Genomic DNA, 19,375 nt, shown 5'->3' on the forward strand with positions numbered 1-19,375 from the left:
CCTTCAGGCGCCCCGACTGTTCTCACCGATCCTTGAACTGCGCCTCGCGCTTGGCGATGAAGGCAGCCATGCCCTCTTTCTGATCCTCCGTGGCGAAGGCTGCGTGGAACACCCGACGCTCGAAGCGCACGCCCTCGCTCAGGGTAACTTCGAAGGCGCGGTTGACGCTTTCCTTGACCATCATGCTCACCGGGATGGATTTGCTGGCGATGGTCGCGGCGACCTTCAGGGCCTCCTCGAGCAGCTCAGCCTGTGGCACCACGCGGGCCACCAACCCGGCGCGCTCGGCCTCTTCGGCACCCATCAGGCGCCCGGTCAGGCACAGCTCCATGGCCTTGGCCTTGCCCACCGCGCGGGTCAGGCGCTGGGTACCGCCCATGCCCGGCAGCACGCCCAGGTTGATCTCCGGCTGGCCGAACTTGGCGTTATCGGCGGCCAGGATGAAGTCGCACATCATCGCCAGTTCGCAACCACCGCCCAGGGCGAAGCCGGACACCGCGGCGATGATCGGCTTGCGGCGGTTGGCGATGCGGTCGGCGTCGCTGAACAGGTCCTCTACGTAGATCTGTGGGTACTTGAGCTCGGCCATTTCCTTGATGTCGGCACCTGCGGCGAAGGCCTTGGCGGAGCCGGTGAGCACCACGCAGCCGATGTTCGGGTCTCGCTCGAGTTGGTCCAGGGCCTGGTTGATCTCGCCGACGATCTGTGCGTTCAGGGCGTTGAGCGCCTGCGGGCGGTTGAGGGTGATCAGGCCGACCTTGCCGTGGATGTCCAACAGGATGGTTTCGAATGCCATGCAGACTGCTCCTTCAAAGATTGCGCGCAATGACCATGCGCTGAATGTCGCTGGTGCCTTCGTAGATCTGACAGACCCGAACGTCGCGGTAGATCCGTTCCAGCGGGAAGTCACTCAGATAGCCATATCCGCCGAGCGTCTGCAAGGCGTCCGAACAGACCTTTTCGGCCATTTCCGAGGCGAAAAGCTTCGCCATGGACGCCTCCACCAGCGCCGGGCGGCCAGCATCGCGCAGGGCCGCGGCATGCAGCACCATCTGCCGGGCCACGGCGATACGCGTGGCCATATCGGCCAGGCGGAAGGCCACCGCCTGGTGCTCGATCAGGGGCTTGCCGAAGCTCTGTCGCTCGTTGGCATAGTCGCGTGCCACCTCGAACGCCGCGCGGGCCATGCCCACCGATTGGGCGGCGATGCCGATACGCCCGCCTTCCAGGTTGGCCAGGGCGATCTTGTAGCCCTCGCCCTCCTCGCCCAGGCGGTTCGCCACCGGCACACGCACTTCATCGAACACGATCTGGCAGGTGTCGGAGGCATGCTGGCCCAGCTTGTCCTCGACCCGCGCCACCTGGTAACCCGGTGAGTCGGTGGGCACGATGAACGCACTGATGCCACGCTTGCCGGCGTCAGGGTCGGTCACGGCAAAGACGATCACCACCCCGGCGTTCTGCCCGGAGGTGATGAACTGTTTGCTACCGCTGAGCACATAGTGGTCGCCATCGCGGCGCGCCCGGGTCTTCAGGCTGCTGGCGTCGGAGCCGGCCTGGGGCTCGGTCAGGGCGAACGCCCCGAGCATCTGGCCGCTGGCCAACGGCATCAGGAACTGCGTCTTCTGCTGCTCGTTGCCAAAGCGCAGGATCGGCACGCAACCCACCGAGTTGTGCACGCTCATGATGGTCGAGCAGGCACCATCGCCGGCGGCGATTTCTTCCAGGGCCATGGCATAGGCCACGTAGCCCGTGTCGCTGCCACCCCACTGCTCTGGCACCAGCATGCCGAACAGGCCCAGGTCAGCCATCTCGGCGATGGCCTCGCGGGGGAAGCGGTGTTCCTTGTCCCATTGCTCGGCAAAGGGCTTCAGGCGCTCTTGCGCGAATGAGCGGACGGCGTCGGCGATCTGTTGTTGCTCGTCAGTTACCAGCATGGCGCACCTCAGTACAGGCATTCGACGGCCATGGCCGTGGCCTCGCCACCGCCGATGCAGATGGCCGCCACGCCACGGCGCAGGTTGTTCTGGCGCAGGGCCGACAGCAGGGTCACCAGGATCCGTGCGCCGGACGCGCCGATCGGGTGGCCCAGGGCGCAGGCGCCGCCATGGATGTTGACCTTCTCGTGGGGCAGGTCCAGGTGCTTCATGGCCGCCAGGGTGACCACCGCGAAGGCTTCGTTGATCTCGAACAGGTCCACCTCGGCCAGGTTCCAGCCGGTGCGTTTGAGCAGCTTGTCGATGGCGCCGATCGGCGCGGTGGGGAACAGCGACGGCGTATCGGCGAAGGCCGCATGGCCGTGGATCACCGCCAAGGGCTTGAGGCCACGTTTTTCGGCTTCGCTGCGGCGCATCAGCACCAACGCAGCGGCACCGTCGGAGATGGAACTGGAGTTGGCGGCAGTCACCGTACCGCCTTCGCGGAACGCCGGACGCAGTTGCGCGATCTTGTCCAGGCGCGCCTTGGGCGGCTGTTCGTCGTCACGGATGACGCGCATTTGCTTGCCCTCGGTGACCTCCACCGGCACGATCTCGGCGGCGAAGCGGCCGTTCTTGATAGCGTCCTGGGCGCGGGTCAGCGAGGCGATGGCGAACTGGTCCTGGGCCTCGCGGCTGAACCCATTGGCCTGGGCGCAATCCTCGGCGAAGGTGCCCATCAGGCGCCCCTTGTCGTAGGCGTCTTCCAGGCCATCCATGAACATATGGTCGATGATCTTGCCGTGGCCCATGCGGTAGCCGCCACGGGCCTTGTCCAGCAGGTACGGGGCATTGGTCATGCTTTCCATGCCGCCGGCCACCACCACATCGGCGCTGCCGGCCAGCAGCAGGTCATGGGCCATGATCGCCGCCTGCATGCCCGAGCCGCACATTTTGTTCAAGGTGGTGCAGGTGGTGTGCTTGTCCAGACCTGCACCCAGGGCGGCCTGGCGGGCCGGCGCCTGGCCGAGCCCAGCCGGCAGCACGCAGCCGAACAGCACCTGCTCGACGCTGTCGCTGGCGATACCGGCGCGCTCGACCGCTGCACGAATGGCGGCGGCGCCCAGCTGCGGTGCAGTCAAGCTCTTGAGGTCGCCCTGCAGGCCACCCATGGGCGTGCGCACGGCGCTAACAATGACGATCGGGTCGTTGGCGAGAGTCATGTGCGGTTCTCCTTACTTGGCAGCCATGCGCAGGGCACCGTCGAGGCGGATCACCTCGCCGTTGAGCATGCTGTTCTCGATGATATGGCGGGCCAGGGCTGCGTACTCCTGCGGGCGCCCCAGGCGCGGCGGGAATGGCACGCCTGCGGCCAGCGAATCGCGGACCTCCTGGGTCATACCGGCCATCATGGGCGTTTCGAAGATGCCCGGGGCTATGGTCATGACGCGGATACCGAAACGCGCCAGTTCACGGGCGACCGGCAAGGTCAGGCTAGCGATGGCGCCCTTGGAGGCCGCATAGGCAGCCTGGCCGATCTGGCCGTCGTAGGCAGCGATGGAGGCGGTGTTGATGATCACGCCACGCTCGCCGCCTTCGTCCGCCTGCCCCTCGGCCATGGCCGCGGCGGCCAGGCGCAGCAGGTTGAAGCTGCCGACCAAGTTGACGTTGATGACCTTGGCGAAACTGGCCAGCCCATGGGGGCCTTGTTTGCCCAGGACCTTCTCAGCGCCGACGATGCCGGCGCAGTTGACCAGCCCGTGCAGGCTGCCGAAGGCGCTGACGGCGGCCTGCACCGCCGCCTGGGCGGCCTGCTCGTCGCTGATGTCGGCCACAGCGAAGCGGGCCTGCTCGCCCAGCTCGCGGGCCTTGGCCGCGACCGCCTCGGCATTGAGGTCGACCAGCATGACCTTGGCGCCGGCTTCGACCAGCATCTGCGCGGTGGCAGCACCGAGCCCGGAGGCGGCGCCGCTGACGATGAAGTGTTTGTTGGCTATGTGCATGGTGTTGTTCCTTCAGGCGCTGGCGCGGGTGGCCAGCGCGGCTTGTTGTAGGGCGATTTCCTGGTTGCGCAGGATGAAGCGTTGCAGCTTGCCGCTCGGGGTCTTGGGCAGCTCGCTGACGAATTCGATTTCCCGGGGGTAGGCATGGGCATAGAGGCGCTGGCGGACATGCTGGCGCAAGGTTTCTTGCAATTCGGCGCTGCCTTCGACGCCCTTGGCCAGCACCACGAATGCCTTGATCAGCTCGGTACGCTCGGGGTCGGGCTTGCCGATCACGGCGGCCTCGACCACAGCGGGGTGTTCGATCAGCGCGCTTTCCACATCGAACGGCCCGACCCGGTAGCCGGATGTGGTGATCACATCGTCGCTGCGCCCGACGAAGCTGATGCTGCCGTCGATATTGAGCTCGACGGTGTCGCCGCTCAGGTAGTACTTGCCGACGAAGGCCTTGGTCGGCAGGCCGTGGTAGCCACCGAACCAGCACAATGGCGATTGCTCGCGGTCGACCGCCAGGATCCCCGGTTGCCCGGCCGGCCGTTCATTGCCTTGCTCATCCAGTACCACGATGCGGTGGCCGGGAATAGCGAAACCCGCCGAGCCGGGATGCACCGAGTGCACCAGGGCGTGGTGATTGCACAGCACCATGCCCAGCTCGGTCTGGCCGTAATGGTCGTGAATGGTCACGTCCAGCTCGTCGGCGAACCAGCGGATCACCTCCGGGTTGAGCGGCTCGCCGGCGCTACTGACCACTCGCAGGCGGCCTTTGATCGGCGCCGAGAACTCGCTGCCGGCAGCGATCAGCAGGCGATAGGCCGTGGGCGACCCGGCCAGGTTGCTGATGTCGTGTTTGTCGATCATCCGCGCGCAGCTTTCGACGCTGAACGGGCCATCGTAGAACGTAGTGGCGTGGCCCAGGGACAACGGGCCGGTGACCGCATAGTACAGGCCATAGGCCCAGCCGGGGTCGGCCAGGTTCCAGAAGTGGTCCTCCGGGCGCAGGTCGATGGCATCGCGCATGTAGCCCTGGAACGCGACGATGGCCCGCAGCGGCACTTCCAGCGGCTTGGCGGGGCCTGTGGTGCCTGAGGTGAACATCAGCAGGAACGGGTCGTCGCCTGTGCGCAGCACCGGCTCGCAGTCAGCGTCGGCAGTGTCGACAGCGGTGTGGAAATCCAGCTCACCGGCCGTTGCACCGACGGTGATGATCGTCGGGCAGCCCTGCATCTCGTCCAGTTTGGGGCGGTTGTGGCGATCCGTGACCACCACCCGGGCATGGGATTGCTCAAGACGGTGCTCGATCGCCTTGGGGCCGAACGCCGTGAACAGTGGCTGGTAGACCGCGCCCAGGCGCCAGGTGGCGAGGATGGTCACCAGCAATTCAGGGGTACGAGGCATCAGGCCGGCGACCCGGTCCCCCGCTGCCACGCCCTGACCCTTGAGGACATTGGCCAAGCGCGCCGCCAGGGCCTGCAGTTGCTCGAAACTGTAGCGCGCGCTGTTGCCGTCGCGATCTTCCCAGACCAACGCCGTTCGGTCGCCACCGACATGGCGGTCGCAACATTCGACACAGGCGTTCATGGCCTCGAGGCTGCCTTGTAGCGCCTGCTGGACAGCCCGGCTGTAATCGAACGAACGGGCGGCTTGAGCGTAGTCACGCATCGTCAGACTCCTGCTTGTTTTTATTGGAGTGCACTGGTTGCCTGACGATGTTCGCGCCGACCACCCAGGCCGGCAATGGCCAAACCTGTCAATCGCGATGACCGGTTTGGCCGCAGGGCCAGCGCTGACGTCGTATGTGTGGGAGCCTGCGATGGGCCGCAAAGCGGCTCCTTGAGCCTGGGGATCCAGCGTTTGAGGGCTTGGGGCTGCTTTGCAGCCCATCGCAGGCTGTCGCCAGCTCCCACCGAGGTTGCGCTGCTCTCACGACTTGCGAAATCCCTGTGGGAGCCGGCTTGCCGGCGATGACAGGCTAAGGCGATGGCTTGACGTCACAGGCGCCGATCAGCTCGCGATAATGCCCAGGGTTGCAACCGAACCACTTGCGAAACGCTTTGTAGAACGAGCTGCTGTCGGCAAAGCCCAGGCGCTCGGCAATGGTACCCAAGGCCACCTCGCAATCGGCCAGCCATGCAATTGCCAGCTGGCGCCGCACGCTGTCCTTGAGCCCCTGGTAGGTCTGGCCTTCATCGGCCAGGCGGCGACGCAGGGTCGAGACGGACAGGCACAGCTGGCGCGCGAGCGCTTCGGCATCGGGCCAGGCGGCTGGGTCCAGCGCCAGCAGGTCGTGGCGGATACGCCGGGCCAAGCTGGCCGGGTCGCGGTACTTGACCAGGATATTGCCCGGCGCCTCGGCCAGGAACCGTTGCAGTTCCTCAGGCGTGCGGCGCAAGGGCACGTCCAGGCAATCGGCGGCGAAGATCATGCGTGTGCGTGGCCGGTCGAACTGCAAGTTTTCCGAAAACATCACCCGGTAGTCATCGCAGAACGGCGGCTCGGCGCAACGCAGGTCGATGGCCAGGATCGGAATGCGCCGCCCGGCCAGCCAACAGGCCACGCCATGGACGATCATCCAGAAAGTGAAGTAGGTAAAGGCGCGCCGGGGTTCGTCACGGGGCTCGTAGATGACGATCTCGGCCAGGCTCTGCTGGCGCACCAGGCTCGGTTGCAGGTCTTCGAGCATCAGCGAGAGGAAACTCACCACGGTGTCCAGCGCCGCGCCCAGCGTTGGCTGCGCCATGCTCGCCCGGCACAGGAAGGCCAGGCTCCCGGTGCGCAGGCCGCGCGGGTCCATGGCGAAGAACTCGTCGTTGCAACGCCGGGCCAACAGGCGCCAGAGCCGGGCGTAGGCCTCGGCGGTGACTCGGGCATCGGGCTGCTCGAGCTCGGCGGCATCGATGCCGGCGCGGGCCAGCAAGGGCGCATCGGGGTGGCCGGCCGGGCAGGTCTGTAGCAGTGCCTCGCGCACCAGTTGCATGGAAATGGTGTCTTTGTCGCTCATTGGCCGTCCAGCGCCTGTGTTTATTCAGCCCCGATCTTACCAGTGCGGGCCCTATCGCGGGACGAGCCCGCCGCCACAGGTATGGACTGCCCTTAACGGCGGCGGTGCACCTGTGGGAGCGGGCTCGTCCCGCGATAGGGCCCGCACAGGCTCACAAGCTCGCCGCCAACCCCAGGAACGCCTGGATCAACCGCAGCTCACGGCGCCGCTCCAGGCAGCCGATCATGTGCCGGTTGACCAACCCTCCCCCCGCCAGCGGCCGCGCCACCACCCGTGGGTCATGGGCCACCTCCATCGACGACACGATACCGATCCCCAGCTCCGCCGCCACCGCCTCGGTGACCGCCTCGCGGCTGTCCAGCTCCAGCAGCACCCGAGGCTGCACCTTGGCTTCGCCGCAGGCCTGGTCGAAGGTACGCCGGGTGATCGAACTGGGCTCGCGCAACACCATGATCTGCCGGTCCAGCTCCGCCAGGGGCAGGTCCCCCTCGCCGACCGCCCACGGGTGACCCACTGGCAACAATGCACAGATACGCGACTCGCCCAGGCTTTGCAGGTACAGGCCTTTGCGCGGTTCGACCTCGGTCAGCACCGCCACGTCGGCATGCTCGGACACCAGCGCCGCCAGGGTTTCCTGGGCGTTGCCCAGGCGCAGGTTGACGGTGATACCCGGGTAGCGCGCCCTCAGCATGCCCAGCATCGGCATCACCCGGTGGGGCCCGTCCGCCGCCACTTCCAGGCGCCCGGTCAGCAACTGCCGGTTGGCCTCGAGCATGGCCTGGGCTTCTTCGGCCAGGCTGAACATCGCCCGGGTGATGGCCGCCAGGCGCGTGCCCTCCTCGGTCAGTTCCACCCGCCGTGCGGTGCGTCGCAACAAGGTGATCTGGTAGTGCTCTTCAAGGGCCTTCACATGCCCGGTCACCGCCGGCTGGCTGATGAACAGGCGCTCTGCAGCACGGGTGAAGCTGCCTTCACGGGCCACCGCATCGAAGGCACGCAGCTGGAACAGGTTCATGTCTATCGGCCTGACTTATGGCTGGCATAACAACAAACAATTTGATTGATGGAGCGGCAAATTGCAACTTAGGCCCCGTAGTTTCAGCCCACCGCTTGTGAGGAATAACGGAATGAGCAACGCCCCGATCCTGCTGACCCCCGGCCCACTGACCACCTCTTCCCGCACCCGCCAAGCCATGCTGGTGGACTGGGGCTCCTGGGACCGCGACTTCAACCAACTGACCGCCAGTCTGTGCGAACAACTGCTGGCCATCGTCAACGGCAACGCCACCCACCACTGCGTCCCGCTGCAAGGCAGTGGCACCTTCGCCGTGGAAGCGGCCATCGGCACCCTGGTACCGCGCGATGGCAAGGTCCTGGTATTGATCAACGGTGCCTATGGCCAGCGCCTGGCGAAGATCTGCAAGGTCCTGGGCCGTGCCTACAGCACCTTCGAGACTGCCGAAGACCAGCCGACCACCGCTGCCGATGTCGACCGCCTGCTGGCCGCCGACCCCGCCGTCACCCACGTGGCGCTGATCCACTGCGAAACCAGCACCGGCATCCTCAACCCGCTGCCGGAGATCGCCCAGGTGGTCAAACGCCACGGCAAACGCCTGGTCATCGATGCCATGAGTTCCTTCGGCGCCCTGCCGATCGATGCCAGCGAAGTGCCGTTCGAAGCCCTGATCGCTGCCTCCGGCAAGTGCCTGGAAGGTGTGCCAGGCATGGGCTTCGTCTTCGCTGAGAAGAACGCCTTGGCCGCCGCCGAAGGCAACAGCCATTCTTTGGCGATGGACCTGCAGGACCAGCAGGCGTACATGGCCAAGACCGGCCAGTGGCGCTTCACCCCGCCGACCCATGTGGTCGCCGCCCTGCACGAAGCCCTGGTGCAATACAACGAGGAAGGCGGCTTGCCAGCGCGCCACCAGCGCTATGCCGATAACTGCAAGACCCTGCTCGATGGCATGGCCAAGATCGGCCTGCGCAGCTTCCTGCCCGCCGAGATCCAGGCACCGATCATCGTTACCTTCCATGCCCCCAAAGACGCCCGCTACCAGTTCAAGGACTTCTACGAGCGGGTCAAGGCCAAGGGCTTCATCCTCTACCCGGGCAAGCTGACCCAGGTGGAAACCTTCCGCGTCGGCTGCATCGGCGTGGTGGGAGCCGAAGGCATGCAAGCTGCCGTCGACGCCGTAGCCGAAGTGCTGCGGGAAATGGAAGTGCTGGACATCTAACTCAACGACCGACCCGAATTGCCAGGAAACCGCGCACATGAACTACAGCAACCCCACCCAGCTGCAAGCCGCCATCCTCGACTGGGCCGGCACCGTGGTCGACTTCGGCTCCTTCGCCCCGACCCAGATCTTCGTCGAGGCCTTCGCCGAGTTCGACGTCCAGGTGTCCATCGAAGAAGCCCGTGGCCCGATGGGCATGGGCAAGTGGGATCACATCCGCACCCTGTGCAATGTGCCCGAAATCGCCGAACGCTACCGCAAGGTGTTCGGCCGTACGCCGACCGACGACGATGTCACGGCCATCTATGAGCGCTTCATGCCGCTGCAGATCGAGAAGATCGCCGTGCATTCGGCGCTGATCCCCGGCGCCCTGGACACCCTCACGGGCCTGCGCAAGGACGGCCTGAAGATCGGCTCCTGCTCCGGCTACCCGAAAGTGGTGATGGACAAGGTGGTGGAGCTGGCCAAACAGAACGGCTATGTCGCCGACCACGTGGTGGCCACCGACGAAACCCCCAATGGCCGCCCATGGCCGGCCCAGGCCCTGGCCAACGTGATCGCCCTGGGCATCGATGATGTGGCCGCTTGCGTAAAAGTCGACGACACCGTGCCGGGCATCCTCGAAGGCCGTCGCGCCGGCATGTGGACCGTTGCCCTGGTATGCTCGGGCAACGCCCTGGGCCTGACCTGGGAAGGCTACCGCGCCCTGAGCGCCGAGAAGCTGGAAAGCGAGCGCAAGCGCATCCACGCGATGTTCGAAAGCTCCCGCCCGCACTACCTGATCGACACCATCAACGAGCTGCCCGAAGTCATCGCCGACATCAATCGTCGCCTGGCCAAGGGCGAAATGCCGCAGGCGTCGTAATGCCGGGGCCGCTTTGCGGCCCTTTCGCGGCACAAGGCCGCTCCTTGTATCTCGACTTTCGCCTTCCAAGAGGCGAAAGTTCTCGACTGATCATCGAGGGAGGGTCATGAAGCGGAGCCGCTCCAAGGGCATCGAGCCCGTATTGTAGATAACGCTCAGACCCTCCAACCCCACTCGAACAGTTCGAACGGTATCTAGTGCCCGCCCCCGGCGTGAGCACGCATTCACAAGGTTGAACCGAGTGCTGGGTGATCGAACTTTCGTTGTCTGAAGGAGAAGATCATGTCTGTTGTTGTTGGCGTCGATGTAGCCAAGCGATCCTTCGATATTGCGACTCCACTTCCCAATGGGAAGGTTCGCACCAAGGCCAAGCTGTCCAATGATCCGAGTGGTTTTGAGCAGTTCGCAACCTGGCTTGAGAAACATGCCGAACCGCGTGCCTGGGTTGTCATGGAGGCTACTGGCACTTATCACGAGGCGCTTGCCGATTGCCTTCATGCCAAGGGTTACCGGGTGTGCATTCTGAATCCCGCCGTAATTGCCAAGTTTGCCGAGGCCGACCTTCGACGCGTCAAAACCGATAAGGCTGATGCCAAAGTTATTGCTGCTTATGGCCAGCAAAAACAGGATGAGCTCCGTCAGTGGGAGCCTGAGCCGCCAGCTCAGCGGCGTTTGCGGGCCTTAGTACGGCGTCTGGACGACCTGAAAGAAATGCAGCAGATGGAGCAGAACCGTCTGGATGTGGCGCAGACAGCTGTGCAGGAGTCAATCAGAGCTGTAATTGGGCATATCACCGAAGAAATAGAGAAAACCCGCAAGGCGATTGAGCAGACGATCGATGACGATCCGGATCTGCGCCAACGGCGAAAACTGATTACATCGATTGATGGTCTGGGTGATACCACAGCCGCACTGATCCTCGCAGAACTGGGTGATCCGCTGAAATACGAAAGCCCGTCAGCCATTGTTGCGTTTGCAGGTCTGAACCCGATGATCCATCAATCGGGGGAGAAGATTGGCCAATCGACCATTTCTCGCACAGGAGCGCCGAGGCTGCGCGCCGGCTTGTGGATGTCAGGCACGGTCTCGATCAGACACAACCCGGTCGTGAAGGCACTGGCAGAGCGTTTGAACAGCCGGCGTAAAGCCTATAAGCAGATAGTTTGCGCTGCTATGCGCAAGCTTTTGCACCTGGTGTATGGCGTGGTGAAGTCCGGTAAACCGTTTGACCCTCAAATCGCCCTTGCGGGGTGAGGGTCAAGACGGTATCTACAGGTACATCGCGCTTCCTGTGGGCCTTGTGCCGCGAAAGGGCTGCAAAGCAGCCCCGATCAGGTCAAACGGCGCGGTTGAGCTTCACCCACGCCGCGAACTTGTCGATGAACGCCTGCAGGAACGGCCGGGTCTTGTCATTGAGCTTGCCCGATTCGTCGAACAGGCTCGCCGCCCCGCCGATGTACGCCTCGGGCATCTGCATGCACGGCATGTCCAGGAACACCAGGGACTGGCGCACGCCATGGTTGGCGCCAAAGCCCCCGATGGCGCCGGGCGAGACGCTCACCACCGCCGCCGGCTTGCCGCTCCAGGCGCTCTGGCCATAAGGCCGCGAGCCGACATCGATAGCATTCTTCAGGCCGCCCGGCACCGAACGGTTGTACTCGGGCGTTACGAACAACACCGCGTCGCTGCGGCGGATCTCATCGCGAAAACGGGTCCAGGCTTCCGGTGCACCCTCGGCCTCGACGTCTTCGTTGTACAGCGGCAGGTCGCCGATCTCGACGATCTTCAGGGCGAGGCTGGACGGCGCCAGCTCCCCGAGGGCCCGGGCCACCTTGCGGTTGTAGGACTCCTTGCGCAAGCTGCCGACGACGACCGCTACCGAATAGACCTGGCTCATGGTGTTTGCAACCTCTGCTGGCTAGGGAAAGTTGTAGTTATAGATGACCGATCCCCGCCACCAGAGTTTTTTTGCCATCAACAGAAAACTTCCAGCCGCCTGCACGGGTCTATGCCTGCAGCTATTTCCCAAAAATTTCAGAGGTTTTCCCGCAAATGGCAGCAATACTGGTCGGCCAATTCCACGCACGTGACGCCGAGGGCCGTATCTACCCCGTGCATGAGTACCAGGAGTCCACCCTCCAGGCCGACGGCAGCAGCCTCGGTGCGCCGATCGTGACCTACCGCCTGCCTGTCGGCGACCGCGTCCGCCACCTGGGCGAAGACCGTTTCGAATTGGCCCACAGCGGCGTCGAACTCATCCGCATTCCTTGATGCAGTCGACCGTGTACACCCGCCCCTGGCCATGATCCTCGCGCTGCAGGCCATGGACATCGGCGACGAAGCCAGGGAAGCCGCTGTCGAAGGCCCGGGCGAAGGCCAGGTAGTCGATGATCGAACGCGTGGCCTCGGTGAAGCGCTCGCCGGGCATGATCAACGGGATGCCCGGTGGGTACGGCACGAGCATCACGGCGGCCACCCGCCCCAGCAAGGCCTCGATCGGCACTGCCTCCACCTCCCCGCGCACCATCCGGTCGTAGGCCTGGGCCGGGGTCATGGCCATTTCCGGCAAGCAGGTGAACAGGCGCTTGAGCTGCTTGGCCGTGGCGTTGGCCCAGTAGCACCCATGCAGTTGGTCGCACAGATCGCGCAGCCCCAGGCCCTGGTAGCGTGACGGGTCGACCGCCATCACGCTCGGCAGGCATTGGCCCAGGGCCGTGTTGCCATCGTAGTGGCGCTTGAACTCAAGCAACTCGGTGAGCAAGGTGCTCCACTTGCCCTTGGTGATCCCCATGGAGAACAGCACCAGGAAGCTGTACAAGCCCGTCTTCTCCACCACCAGCCCCCGCTCCCAGAGGAACTTGCCCACCACCGCTGCCGGGATGCCGTGCTCACCCAAGGCACCGCCCACCGTCAGCCCTGGCATCACCAGGGTGACCTTCAGTGGATCGAGCAGCACGTAGTCCTGCCCAACCTCGCCGAAGCCGTGCCACTCGGCGCCCGGTTGCAGCAGCCAATCCTCGGCGGCCAGGCGCTGGGCACCCTCGGTCGCTGGCGGCTGCCAGATGCTGAACCACCAGTCATCGGCAGCGATGTGCTCGCGCAGGTTGGCCAGGGCTCGGCGAAAGCTCAGGGCCTCGTCGAACATTTCCTGCAGCAGCGAGGTGCCGGCCGGCCCCTCCATCATGGTCGAGGCAACGTCCAGCGACGCCAGGATGCTGTACTGCGGCGAGGTGGAAATGTGCATCATGAAGGCTTCGTTGAAACGGTCGCAGTCCAACTGCCGTAGGCTGCCGTCCTGCACGTGGATCATCGACGCCTGGCTGAACGCCGCCAGCAGCTTGTGGGTGGAATGGGTGCTGAACAGCAACGGGCTGTCCTCGCCTCGCGGGGTGCCCATGGCGTAGCGGCCGGCGAAGAATTCGTGGAATGCGGCGTAGGCGAACCAGGCCTCGTCGAAATGCAGGACCTCGACCCGGGTGCCCAGTACCTGTTTGATCAGCCCGGCGTGGTAGCACAGCCCGTCGTAGGTCGAGTTGGTCACCACGGCCAGGCGGATGCGCGACGTTCGCCCCCGGGCCAGTGGATTGGCGTCGATCTTCGCCTGGATCGACGCCGGGCTGAATTCGCCCAGCGGGATCGGCCCGATGATGCCCAGCTCGTTGCGTTCCGGGCACAGGTAGAGCGGGATGGCGCCGGTCATGATGATGGCGTGCACCACCGACTTATGGCAGTTGCGGTCCACCAGGACCAGGTCGTCACGCCCGACCATGGCGTGCCACACGATCTTGTTGGCGGTGGAGGTGCCGTTGATCACGAAGAAGGTGTGGTCGGCGCCGAAGTTGCGCGCGGCCCTGGCTTCGGCCTCGGCCAGGGGGCCCGTATGATCGAGCAGCGAGCCGAGCTCGGGCACCGAGACCGACAGGTCCGAGCGCAAGGTGTTTTCCCCGAAGAACTGGTGGAATGCCTGGCCTACCGGGCTCTTGCGGTAGGCCACGCCACCGCCGTGGCCAGGCGTATGCCAGGAGTAGTTCGATTGCGCGGTGTGCTGCACCAGGGCCTTGAAGAATGGCGGCAGCAGGCCGTCCAGGTAGTTGTGCGCGGCGCGGGCCACCTGGCGAGCGAGAAAAGGGACGGTATCTTCGAACAGGTAGAGTATGCCACGCAGCTGATTGAGCTCGCTCATGGCCTCGGCGGGGGCATTCTCCAGCGTCACCTGTTCGCCGAGGGCGAAGATGGGCAGGTTCGGGGCGCGTTGCCGGGCCAGGCGGATCAGCTCGGCCATGTTCTGCAGCAGGCGGGTGTCCTCTCCGACGCCTTCGGCGGCGATCAGCATGCAGGCCAGGCCGTGATGGGTCGCAGCCACCAGGCGGGCCTCTGCCTGGTCGGCTGCCGCGAGAATGGCGAAACCGTCCTGGGCCAGCTCATCGGCGATGCCGCGCACCCGCTCACCGGCGACGCTATCGGCCTTGATGGCGCGGTGGACGATGAGGATGGGGAATTTCAGGTCCTTGTACATGGCGCGGTACTACCTCCGAAGGACGGGTCCGTCCTTTCAGGGTAGAAGCTGGCCGATCAGGCTGCGAGTTGGGCCAAGAACCTGGGGGCCGCTACACGGCCCCAGACGTCAGCCTGCGGCAGGCTCGGTCAACGCCTGCCACATCGACGGCGCACCCGCCGACTTGGCGATCGCCGCCAGGCGCTCGGCATGGGCCTCGAGCTCTTCGGCGCTGGCCATGATCACCCGCCCCGGCTGGCGCCCGACGATCCGCCGGATCTCACTGCCGGTGCCACCCTCACCGCCTTCGTCGCCCTCGACACCGTGGGCCGCCAGCGACAGGCTGGTCTGGCCACCGGTCATCGCCAGGTAGACGTCGGCCAGCAGCTCCGAGTCGAGCAGTGCGCCGTGCAGTTCACGGCCGGAGTTGTCGATGCCGTAGCGTTTGCACAACGCGTCGAGGCTGTTGCGCTGGCCCGGGTGGCGGGCCCGCGCCAGCATCAGGGTATCGATGATGGTGCAATGCTGGGATATGTCGGCACGGTCGTGCTGCCCCAGCAGGGCGAATTCGTTGTTGATGAAACCAACGTCGAACGCCGCGTTGTGGATGACCAGGTGCGCGCCCTGGATGTATTCGAAGAACTCTTCGGCGACATCGGCGAAACGCGGCTTGCCGACCAGGAAGGCATCGGTGATGCCGTGTACCCCGATCGCGCCCTCGTCACTCTCGCGGTCCGGTTGCAGGTAGACGTGGAAGTTGCGCCCGGTCAGGCGCCGGCCGATGACCTCGACGCAGCCGATCTCGATGATCCGATGGCCTTCACTGACCGGCATACCGGTGGTTTCGGTATCGAGGACGACGTACCGGTTGACTTGCTGCTCCACGCGGGTGGCTCCAACTTGCATCACATGACGAAGCCGGGGATTGTAACCCAAACGACAGGCTGCAAGCTCCACCCATACATTAGCTTCGCGGTATCGCCGGCAAGCCGGCTCCCACAGGTACAGCGGTGCTTGCAAGACCAGCGAGACAGGCAGGGGCAACTGTCTTGGATTGCTTGTCTCGGCCCATCGCTGGCAAGCAGGTATGGCGATGTTTCTGAAATAGCACAGTACAAGTGGGAGCCGGCTTGCCGGCGATGGGGCGCGAAGCGGCCCCCACTCCAGTGATTCAACGCTTGGCGCGGACCTCGTCGACGCCGCGGTTGGCCAGTTGGTCGGCGCGCTCGTTGCCCGGGTGGCCGATGTGCCCGCGCACCCACTTCCAGGTCACTTTGTGCCGATTGACCTGCTCGTCGAGCTGTTGCCACAGGTCGGCGTTCTTCACCGGCTCCTTGGCGGCGGTTTTCCAACCGCGCTTCTTCCAGTTGGCCATCCATTCGTTGATGCCCTTCATCACGTACTGCGAATCGGTGGTCAGCACCACCTCGCATTCGCGCTTGAGGGCCATCAAACCCTGGATCGCCGCCATGAGCTCCATGCGGTTGTTGGTGGTCTCGCGCTCGCCGCCCCACAGCTCCTTCTCGACGCCCTTGTAAATCATCAGCACACCCCAGCCACCCGGGCCCGGGTTGCCCTTGCAGGCACCATCGGTGTAGATCTCGACGCTATCGCTCATGTACTCGCTCTGTGTTATCGACGCCAGGCCCTCAAGGCTCGCTATGGCGGCGGTTGACCTTGGCCAGCGGCAACGGCAGCAGCTTGCCCATCGGCTCGCGCCGCTCCTGGCGCAGCGGCCGCAGGCCCACCACCATCTTGCGCGCCACCACCAGGTAGACGCCGCCGCCGGCGCCCTGCCAACCACCAGCCATGCGCTCCCACCCGGCCAGGCGTTGTTGCCAGGCCGGCGAGGCAAGCGGCGGACGATAGCACCCGAAGCGGCGTTTCTCCAGCGCGAAGCCCAGCAGGTTGAGCCAGTCGCCAAGCCGCGAAGGCGAGATGCAGCGCGCCTTGCGCAGGGCGCCGCGGCTGAACCAGTGGCGGATGCCCCAGCTGCTCCAAGGGTTGATCCCGACGATCAACAGGTGGCCACCGGGGCGTACCGCGCTGGCCGCTTCGCGCAGCAGGCTGTGGGGCGACAGGCTGAAGTCCAGGCCGTGTTGCAGCACCACCACGTCGGCGGCGTGCTCGGAAAGCGGCCAGGCCTGCTCCTCGCAGACGATCTCCACCCCCGGCAACGGCGCACCGAGGCGCACGTTGCGCTGTACCTGCGGCGCGTTGGGCGCCGGTTCAGCGCACGGGCCGTAGTGCACCAGGAAGCCGCCGAAAAAGCGGCCAAGCTCGTCCTCGAGGAGTTTTTCCTCCTCGCGCAGCATCATCTGCCCCAGCGGCCCATCGAACCAGTCACGGGCCAGGCAAGTCAGTTCGATCCAGTCAGGATCGGCCTGGGCAAAGGCTTTGTCGGTCATTGCGTTCTCCCTCGAAGGTTCTCCCCCTGCGCCATCGCAGTTAAGATGCCTTCATGTTCACGCCAGGCGATTCGGTTACGCACATGATACAGATCGATGCTCTTCCCGCTTTCTCCGACAATTACATCTGGCTGTTACAGGATACTGCCAAACGCCGCTGCGCGGTGGTCGACCCAGGCGATGCCAGCCCTGTGCTCGAATGGCTCGAGGCCCACCCCGGCTGGGTGCTGGAAGACATCCTGGTGACCCATCATCACCATGACCACGTCGGCGGCGTGCAAACCCTCAAGCAAGCGACCGGGGCGCGGGTCTGCGGGCCGGCCAACGAGCGCATCCCGGCCCGCGACCTGGCGCTGGACGACGGCGACCGGGTCCAGGTGCTGGGCATGGACTTCCAGGTCATCGCCGTGCCAGGCCACACCCTGGGGCACATCGCCTACTACGGTGCGCCGCTGCTGTTCTGTGGCGATACCCTGTTCGCTGGCGGCTGCGGCCGATTGTTCGAAGGCACCCCCGAGCAGATGCACCAGTCCCTGTCGCGCCTGGCCGCGCTGCCGGCCGAAACCCAGGTGTATTGCACCCATGAGTACACCCTGAGCAACCTGCGCTTTGCCAAGGCAGTGGAACCTTCGAACCGCGAGCTGGGTCAACGGTTCGACGACGTTACCCGCTTGCGCGCCAACGATCGCATCACTTTGCCATCCACCATCGCTCTGGAACGCGCTACCAATCCCTTTCTTCGCACGGCTGAAACATCCGTTAAACAAAAAGCAGACGAATGGAAGGGGCATTCCAATCCAAGCCAAGCCGCTGTTTTTGCTGCCTTGAGGTCTTGGAAAGACACCTTCTGATAACCCCACGATATATCGCAAGGCGTGGTCAAAGGTTGACCACGCGGGGACCGGTTTCTAGAATCGCCGAAATTTTTCGCCCGGAAACCTGTCCCAGCCGATGTCTTCCCGTAGCCGCAGAACCTCTCAATCCGTCGCCCTGACGCGTCTGGCCCAAATCAGTGCGCTGGCCCTGGCCGCCACCCTGGTGGGCTGCCAGAGCAGCCGTCAGCACGACGAATCCGACAGCGTTCGCGCAAGCTACCAGGCGCGGGTCAAGCACAAGCCTGCCCCACTGCTGGTCAAGCCAGTCGAGCAGGCGCCGCAGGATGTCTGGGAGCGCATGCGACAGGGCTTCGCCCTGCAGGACGACATCGGGGTCAACCCGCGCATCGAGCAACAGCGCCTGTGGTTCGCCAGCAACCCTACGTTCCTGGAGAGCGCGGGCGAGCGCGGCAGCCTCTACTTGCACTACATCGTCGAGCGCCTCGAAGAACGCGACATGCCGCTGGAGCTGGCCCTGCTGCCGGCGATCGAGAGCGCCTACAACCCGATGGCCTATTCCCGCGCCCATGCGGTCGGCCTGTGGCAGTTCATCCCGTCCACCGGCCGCCACTTCAAGCTGCGCCAGACCAACTTCTATGACGGGCGCCGCGACATCACCGCATCGACCAACGCCGCGCTGGACTACCTGGGCCGCCTGCACGACATGTTCAACGGCGACTGGCTGCTGGCCCTGGCGGCCTACAATGCCGGCGAAGGCACGGTCAGCCGGGCCATCGAGCGCAACGAGCGCCTGGGCCTGCCCACCGACTACTGGAACCTGCCCCTGCCCCAGGAAACCCGCGACTACGTGCCCAAGCTGCTGGCCCTTTCGCAGGTGGTGCTGACCCCCGAGGCCTATGGCGTGAACCTCAGCCCGATCGCCAACGAGCCCTACTTCGAAGCTGTCGCCATCAACGAACGCCTGGACCTGTCCCGGGTCGCCGCGTTCGCCGATATCGACGAAGACGAGCTGATCCAGCTCAACCCGGCCTTCAAGAAACGCATGACCGTGGACGGTCCCAAGCAGTTGCTGGTGCCCACCGCCAAGGCGCAGTTGCTGTCCGACAGCCTGTCCAACCTCAAGCCTGAGGAACTGGTCAGCCTGCAACCGAACAAGGCAGTGTTCCAGGCCGCCCTGGCCGAGGCCAAGGCACCGGTGAAGGCGCGCAGCTATCGGGTCAAGCGTGGCGACAACCTGAGCAGCATCGCCAAGGCTCACCGCGTCTCGGTACGTGACCTGCAGCGCTGGAACCGCCTTTCCGGCAACCGCGTCAAGGCCGGGCAGGTGCTTGCCCTGCGCGGCGGCAGTTCGAGCGGCGCCGCCAACCGCGTCGCGTCGTCCAAGCAGCGTTCTACCCAATACAAGGTCCGCAAGGGTGACTCGCTCTATGCGGTAGCCAAGCGCTTCAATGTCGAGATGAAACACCTCAAGCGCTGGAACCCGCGCAGCGGGCATGCGCTCAAGCCTGGGCAGACACTGACCGTCTACCTGTCGCACTGATCCGAGTGCCCAGGGCCGCTGCGCGGCCCTTTCGCGGCACAAGGCCGCTCCTACAGGTATGGCGCACCCCGAGCGGCCTG

General features: G+C 64.9%; 18 protein-coding genes. 6 read left to right on the top strand and 12 right to left on the bottom strand.

The features are described 5' to 3' along the window. Nucleotides 1-22: 22 nt before the first annotated feature. The 7 genes from ACXHGZ_RS13325 to ACXHGZ_RS13355 all read right to left on the bottom strand — a co-directional run bounded on the left by ACXHGZ_RS13325 (nt 23) and on the right by ACXHGZ_RS13355 (nt 7,932). A complete protein-coding gene (locus tag ACXHGZ_RS13325) occupies nt 23-796 on the bottom strand; it encodes an enoyl-CoA hydratase (protein ID WP_043213863.1) in 774 nt (257 codons plus the stop codon). Nucleotides 797-809: 13 nt separating this feature from the next. Beyond that, on the bottom strand, nt 810-1,937 hold the full coding sequence (locus tag ACXHGZ_RS13330; protein ID WP_480460235.1) for an acyl-CoA dehydrogenase: 1,128 nt from the start codon (nt 1,935-1,937) through the stop codon (nt 810-812). An 8-nt stretch (nt 1,938-1,945) separates the two neighbouring features. Further along, nucleotides 1,946-3,139 carry an acetyl-CoA C-acyltransferase gene (locus tag ACXHGZ_RS13335; RefSeq protein WP_480460236.1) on the bottom strand — a complete coding sequence of 398 codons (1,194 nt, stop codon included), beginning with the start codon at nt 3,137-3,139 and terminating at the stop codon, nt 1,946-1,948. A gap of 12 nt (nt 3,140-3,151) precedes the next feature. Next, the gene (locus tag ACXHGZ_RS13340; RefSeq protein ID WP_480460237.1) at nt 3,152-3,919 is read right to left on the bottom strand and encodes an SDR family NAD(P)-dependent oxidoreductase; all 768 of its coding nucleotides are present in this window, start codon (nt 3,917-3,919) and stop codon (nt 3,152-3,154) included. 12 nt (nt 3,920-3,931) lie between these two features. Continuing rightward, complete coding sequence (locus ACXHGZ_RS13345) at nt 3,932-5,578, bottom strand: AMP-binding protein (protein ID WP_480460238.1); 1,647 nt, start codon at nt 5,576-5,578, stop codon at nt 3,932-3,934. Nucleotides 5,579-5,888: 310 nt separating this feature from the next. Then, a complete protein-coding gene (locus ACXHGZ_RS13350) occupies nt 5,889-6,917 on the bottom strand; it encodes an AraC family transcriptional regulator (RefSeq protein ID WP_480460239.1) in 1,029 nt (342 codons plus the stop codon). Between the two features lie 151 nt (nt 6,918-7,068). Further along, nucleotides 7,069-7,932, bottom strand: coding sequence for a LysR substrate-binding domain-containing protein (locus ACXHGZ_RS13355; protein ID WP_480460240.1), 864 nt, complete (start codon nt 7,930-7,932; stop codon nt 7,069-7,071). Between the two features lie 112 nt (nt 7,933-8,044). Between ACXHGZ_RS13355 and ACXHGZ_RS13360 the strand changes: the two genes are divergently transcribed. The 3 genes from ACXHGZ_RS13360 (at nt 8,045) to ACXHGZ_RS13370 (ending at nt 11,270) form a co-directional block, all read left to right on the top strand. After that, nucleotides 8,045-9,151 (top strand): 2-aminoethylphosphonate--pyruvate transaminase, encoded by a 1,107-nt coding sequence (locus tag ACXHGZ_RS13360; protein WP_084854713.1) that lies wholly within the window; start codon nt 8,045-8,047, stop codon nt 9,149-9,151. A gap of 37 nt (nt 9,152-9,188) precedes the next feature. Continuing rightward, complete coding sequence (gene phnX, locus ACXHGZ_RS13365) at nt 9,189-10,016, top strand: phosphonoacetaldehyde hydrolase (RefSeq protein ID WP_084854712.1); 828 nt, start codon at nt 9,189-9,191, stop codon at nt 10,014-10,016. A 282-nt stretch (nt 10,017-10,298) separates the two neighbouring features. Then, the gene (locus ACXHGZ_RS13370; RefSeq protein ID WP_480460242.1) at nt 10,299-11,270 is read left to right on the top strand and encodes an IS110 family RNA-guided transposase; all 972 of its coding nucleotides are present in this window, start codon (nt 10,299-10,301) and stop codon (nt 11,268-11,270) included. Nucleotides 11,271-11,352: 82 nt separating this feature from the next. Here ACXHGZ_RS13370 and ACXHGZ_RS13375 read toward each other — a convergent pair whose 3' ends face one another. Beyond that, nucleotides 11,353-11,913, bottom strand: a complete 561-nt coding sequence (locus ACXHGZ_RS13375; protein WP_084854711.1) for an NADPH-dependent FMN reductase — start codon at nt 11,911-11,913, stop codon at nt 11,353-11,355. Between the two features lie 155 nt (nt 11,914-12,068). Between ACXHGZ_RS13375 and ACXHGZ_RS13380 the strand changes: the two genes are divergently transcribed. Next, complete coding sequence (locus ACXHGZ_RS13380) at nt 12,069-12,287, top strand: hypothetical protein (protein WP_084854710.1); 219 nt, start codon at nt 12,069-12,071, stop codon at nt 12,285-12,287. Here ACXHGZ_RS13380 and ACXHGZ_RS13385 read toward each other — a convergent pair. The 4 genes from ACXHGZ_RS13385 to ACXHGZ_RS13400 all read right to left on the bottom strand — a co-directional run bounded on the left by ACXHGZ_RS13385 (nt 12,271) and on the right by ACXHGZ_RS13400 (nt 16,919). After that, nucleotides 12,271-14,532 carry an Orn/Lys/Arg family decarboxylase gene (locus ACXHGZ_RS13385; protein WP_480460243.1) on the bottom strand — a complete coding sequence of 754 codons (2,262 nt, stop codon included), beginning with the start codon at nt 14,530-14,532 and terminating at the stop codon, nt 12,271-12,273. The two genes, ACXHGZ_RS13380 and ACXHGZ_RS13385, sit on opposite strands and share 17 nt — an antisense overlap. Before the next feature lie 108 nt (nt 14,533-14,640). After that, nucleotides 14,641-15,345: a DNA polymerase III subunit epsilon gene (dnaQ, locus tag ACXHGZ_RS13390; RefSeq protein ID WP_480464053.1), complete on the bottom strand. Its 705-nt coding sequence runs from the start codon at nt 15,343-15,345 to the stop codon at nt 14,641-14,643. A 337-nt stretch (nt 15,346-15,682) separates the two neighbouring features. Continuing rightward, entirely contained in the window at nt 15,683-16,129 is a 447-nt protein-coding gene (rnhA, locus tag ACXHGZ_RS13395) for a ribonuclease HI (protein ID WP_196145729.1), read from the bottom strand. Nucleotides 16,130-16,160: 31 nt separating this feature from the next. Then, nucleotides 16,161-16,919, bottom strand: coding sequence for a class I SAM-dependent methyltransferase (locus ACXHGZ_RS13400; RefSeq protein WP_084854706.1), 759 nt, complete (start codon nt 16,917-16,919; stop codon nt 16,161-16,163). Nucleotides 16,920-17,002: 83 nt separating this feature from the next. Between ACXHGZ_RS13400 and gloB the strand changes: the two genes are divergently transcribed. Beyond that, nucleotides 17,003-17,770: a hydroxyacylglutathione hydrolase gene (gene gloB / locus ACXHGZ_RS13405; RefSeq protein ID WP_480460244.1), complete on the top strand. Its 768-nt coding sequence runs from the start codon at nt 17,003-17,005 to the stop codon at nt 17,768-17,770. Between the two features lie 100 nt (nt 17,771-17,870). Continuing rightward, nucleotides 17,871-19,295 carry a lytic transglycosylase domain-containing protein gene (locus tag ACXHGZ_RS13410; protein ID WP_480460245.1) on the top strand — a complete coding sequence of 475 codons (1,425 nt, stop codon included), beginning with the start codon at nt 17,871-17,873 and terminating at the stop codon, nt 19,293-19,295. The last annotated feature ends 80 nt before the right edge of the window (nt 19,296-19,375 follow it).

Source organism: Pseudomonas shiyinii (assembly GCF_056725765.1).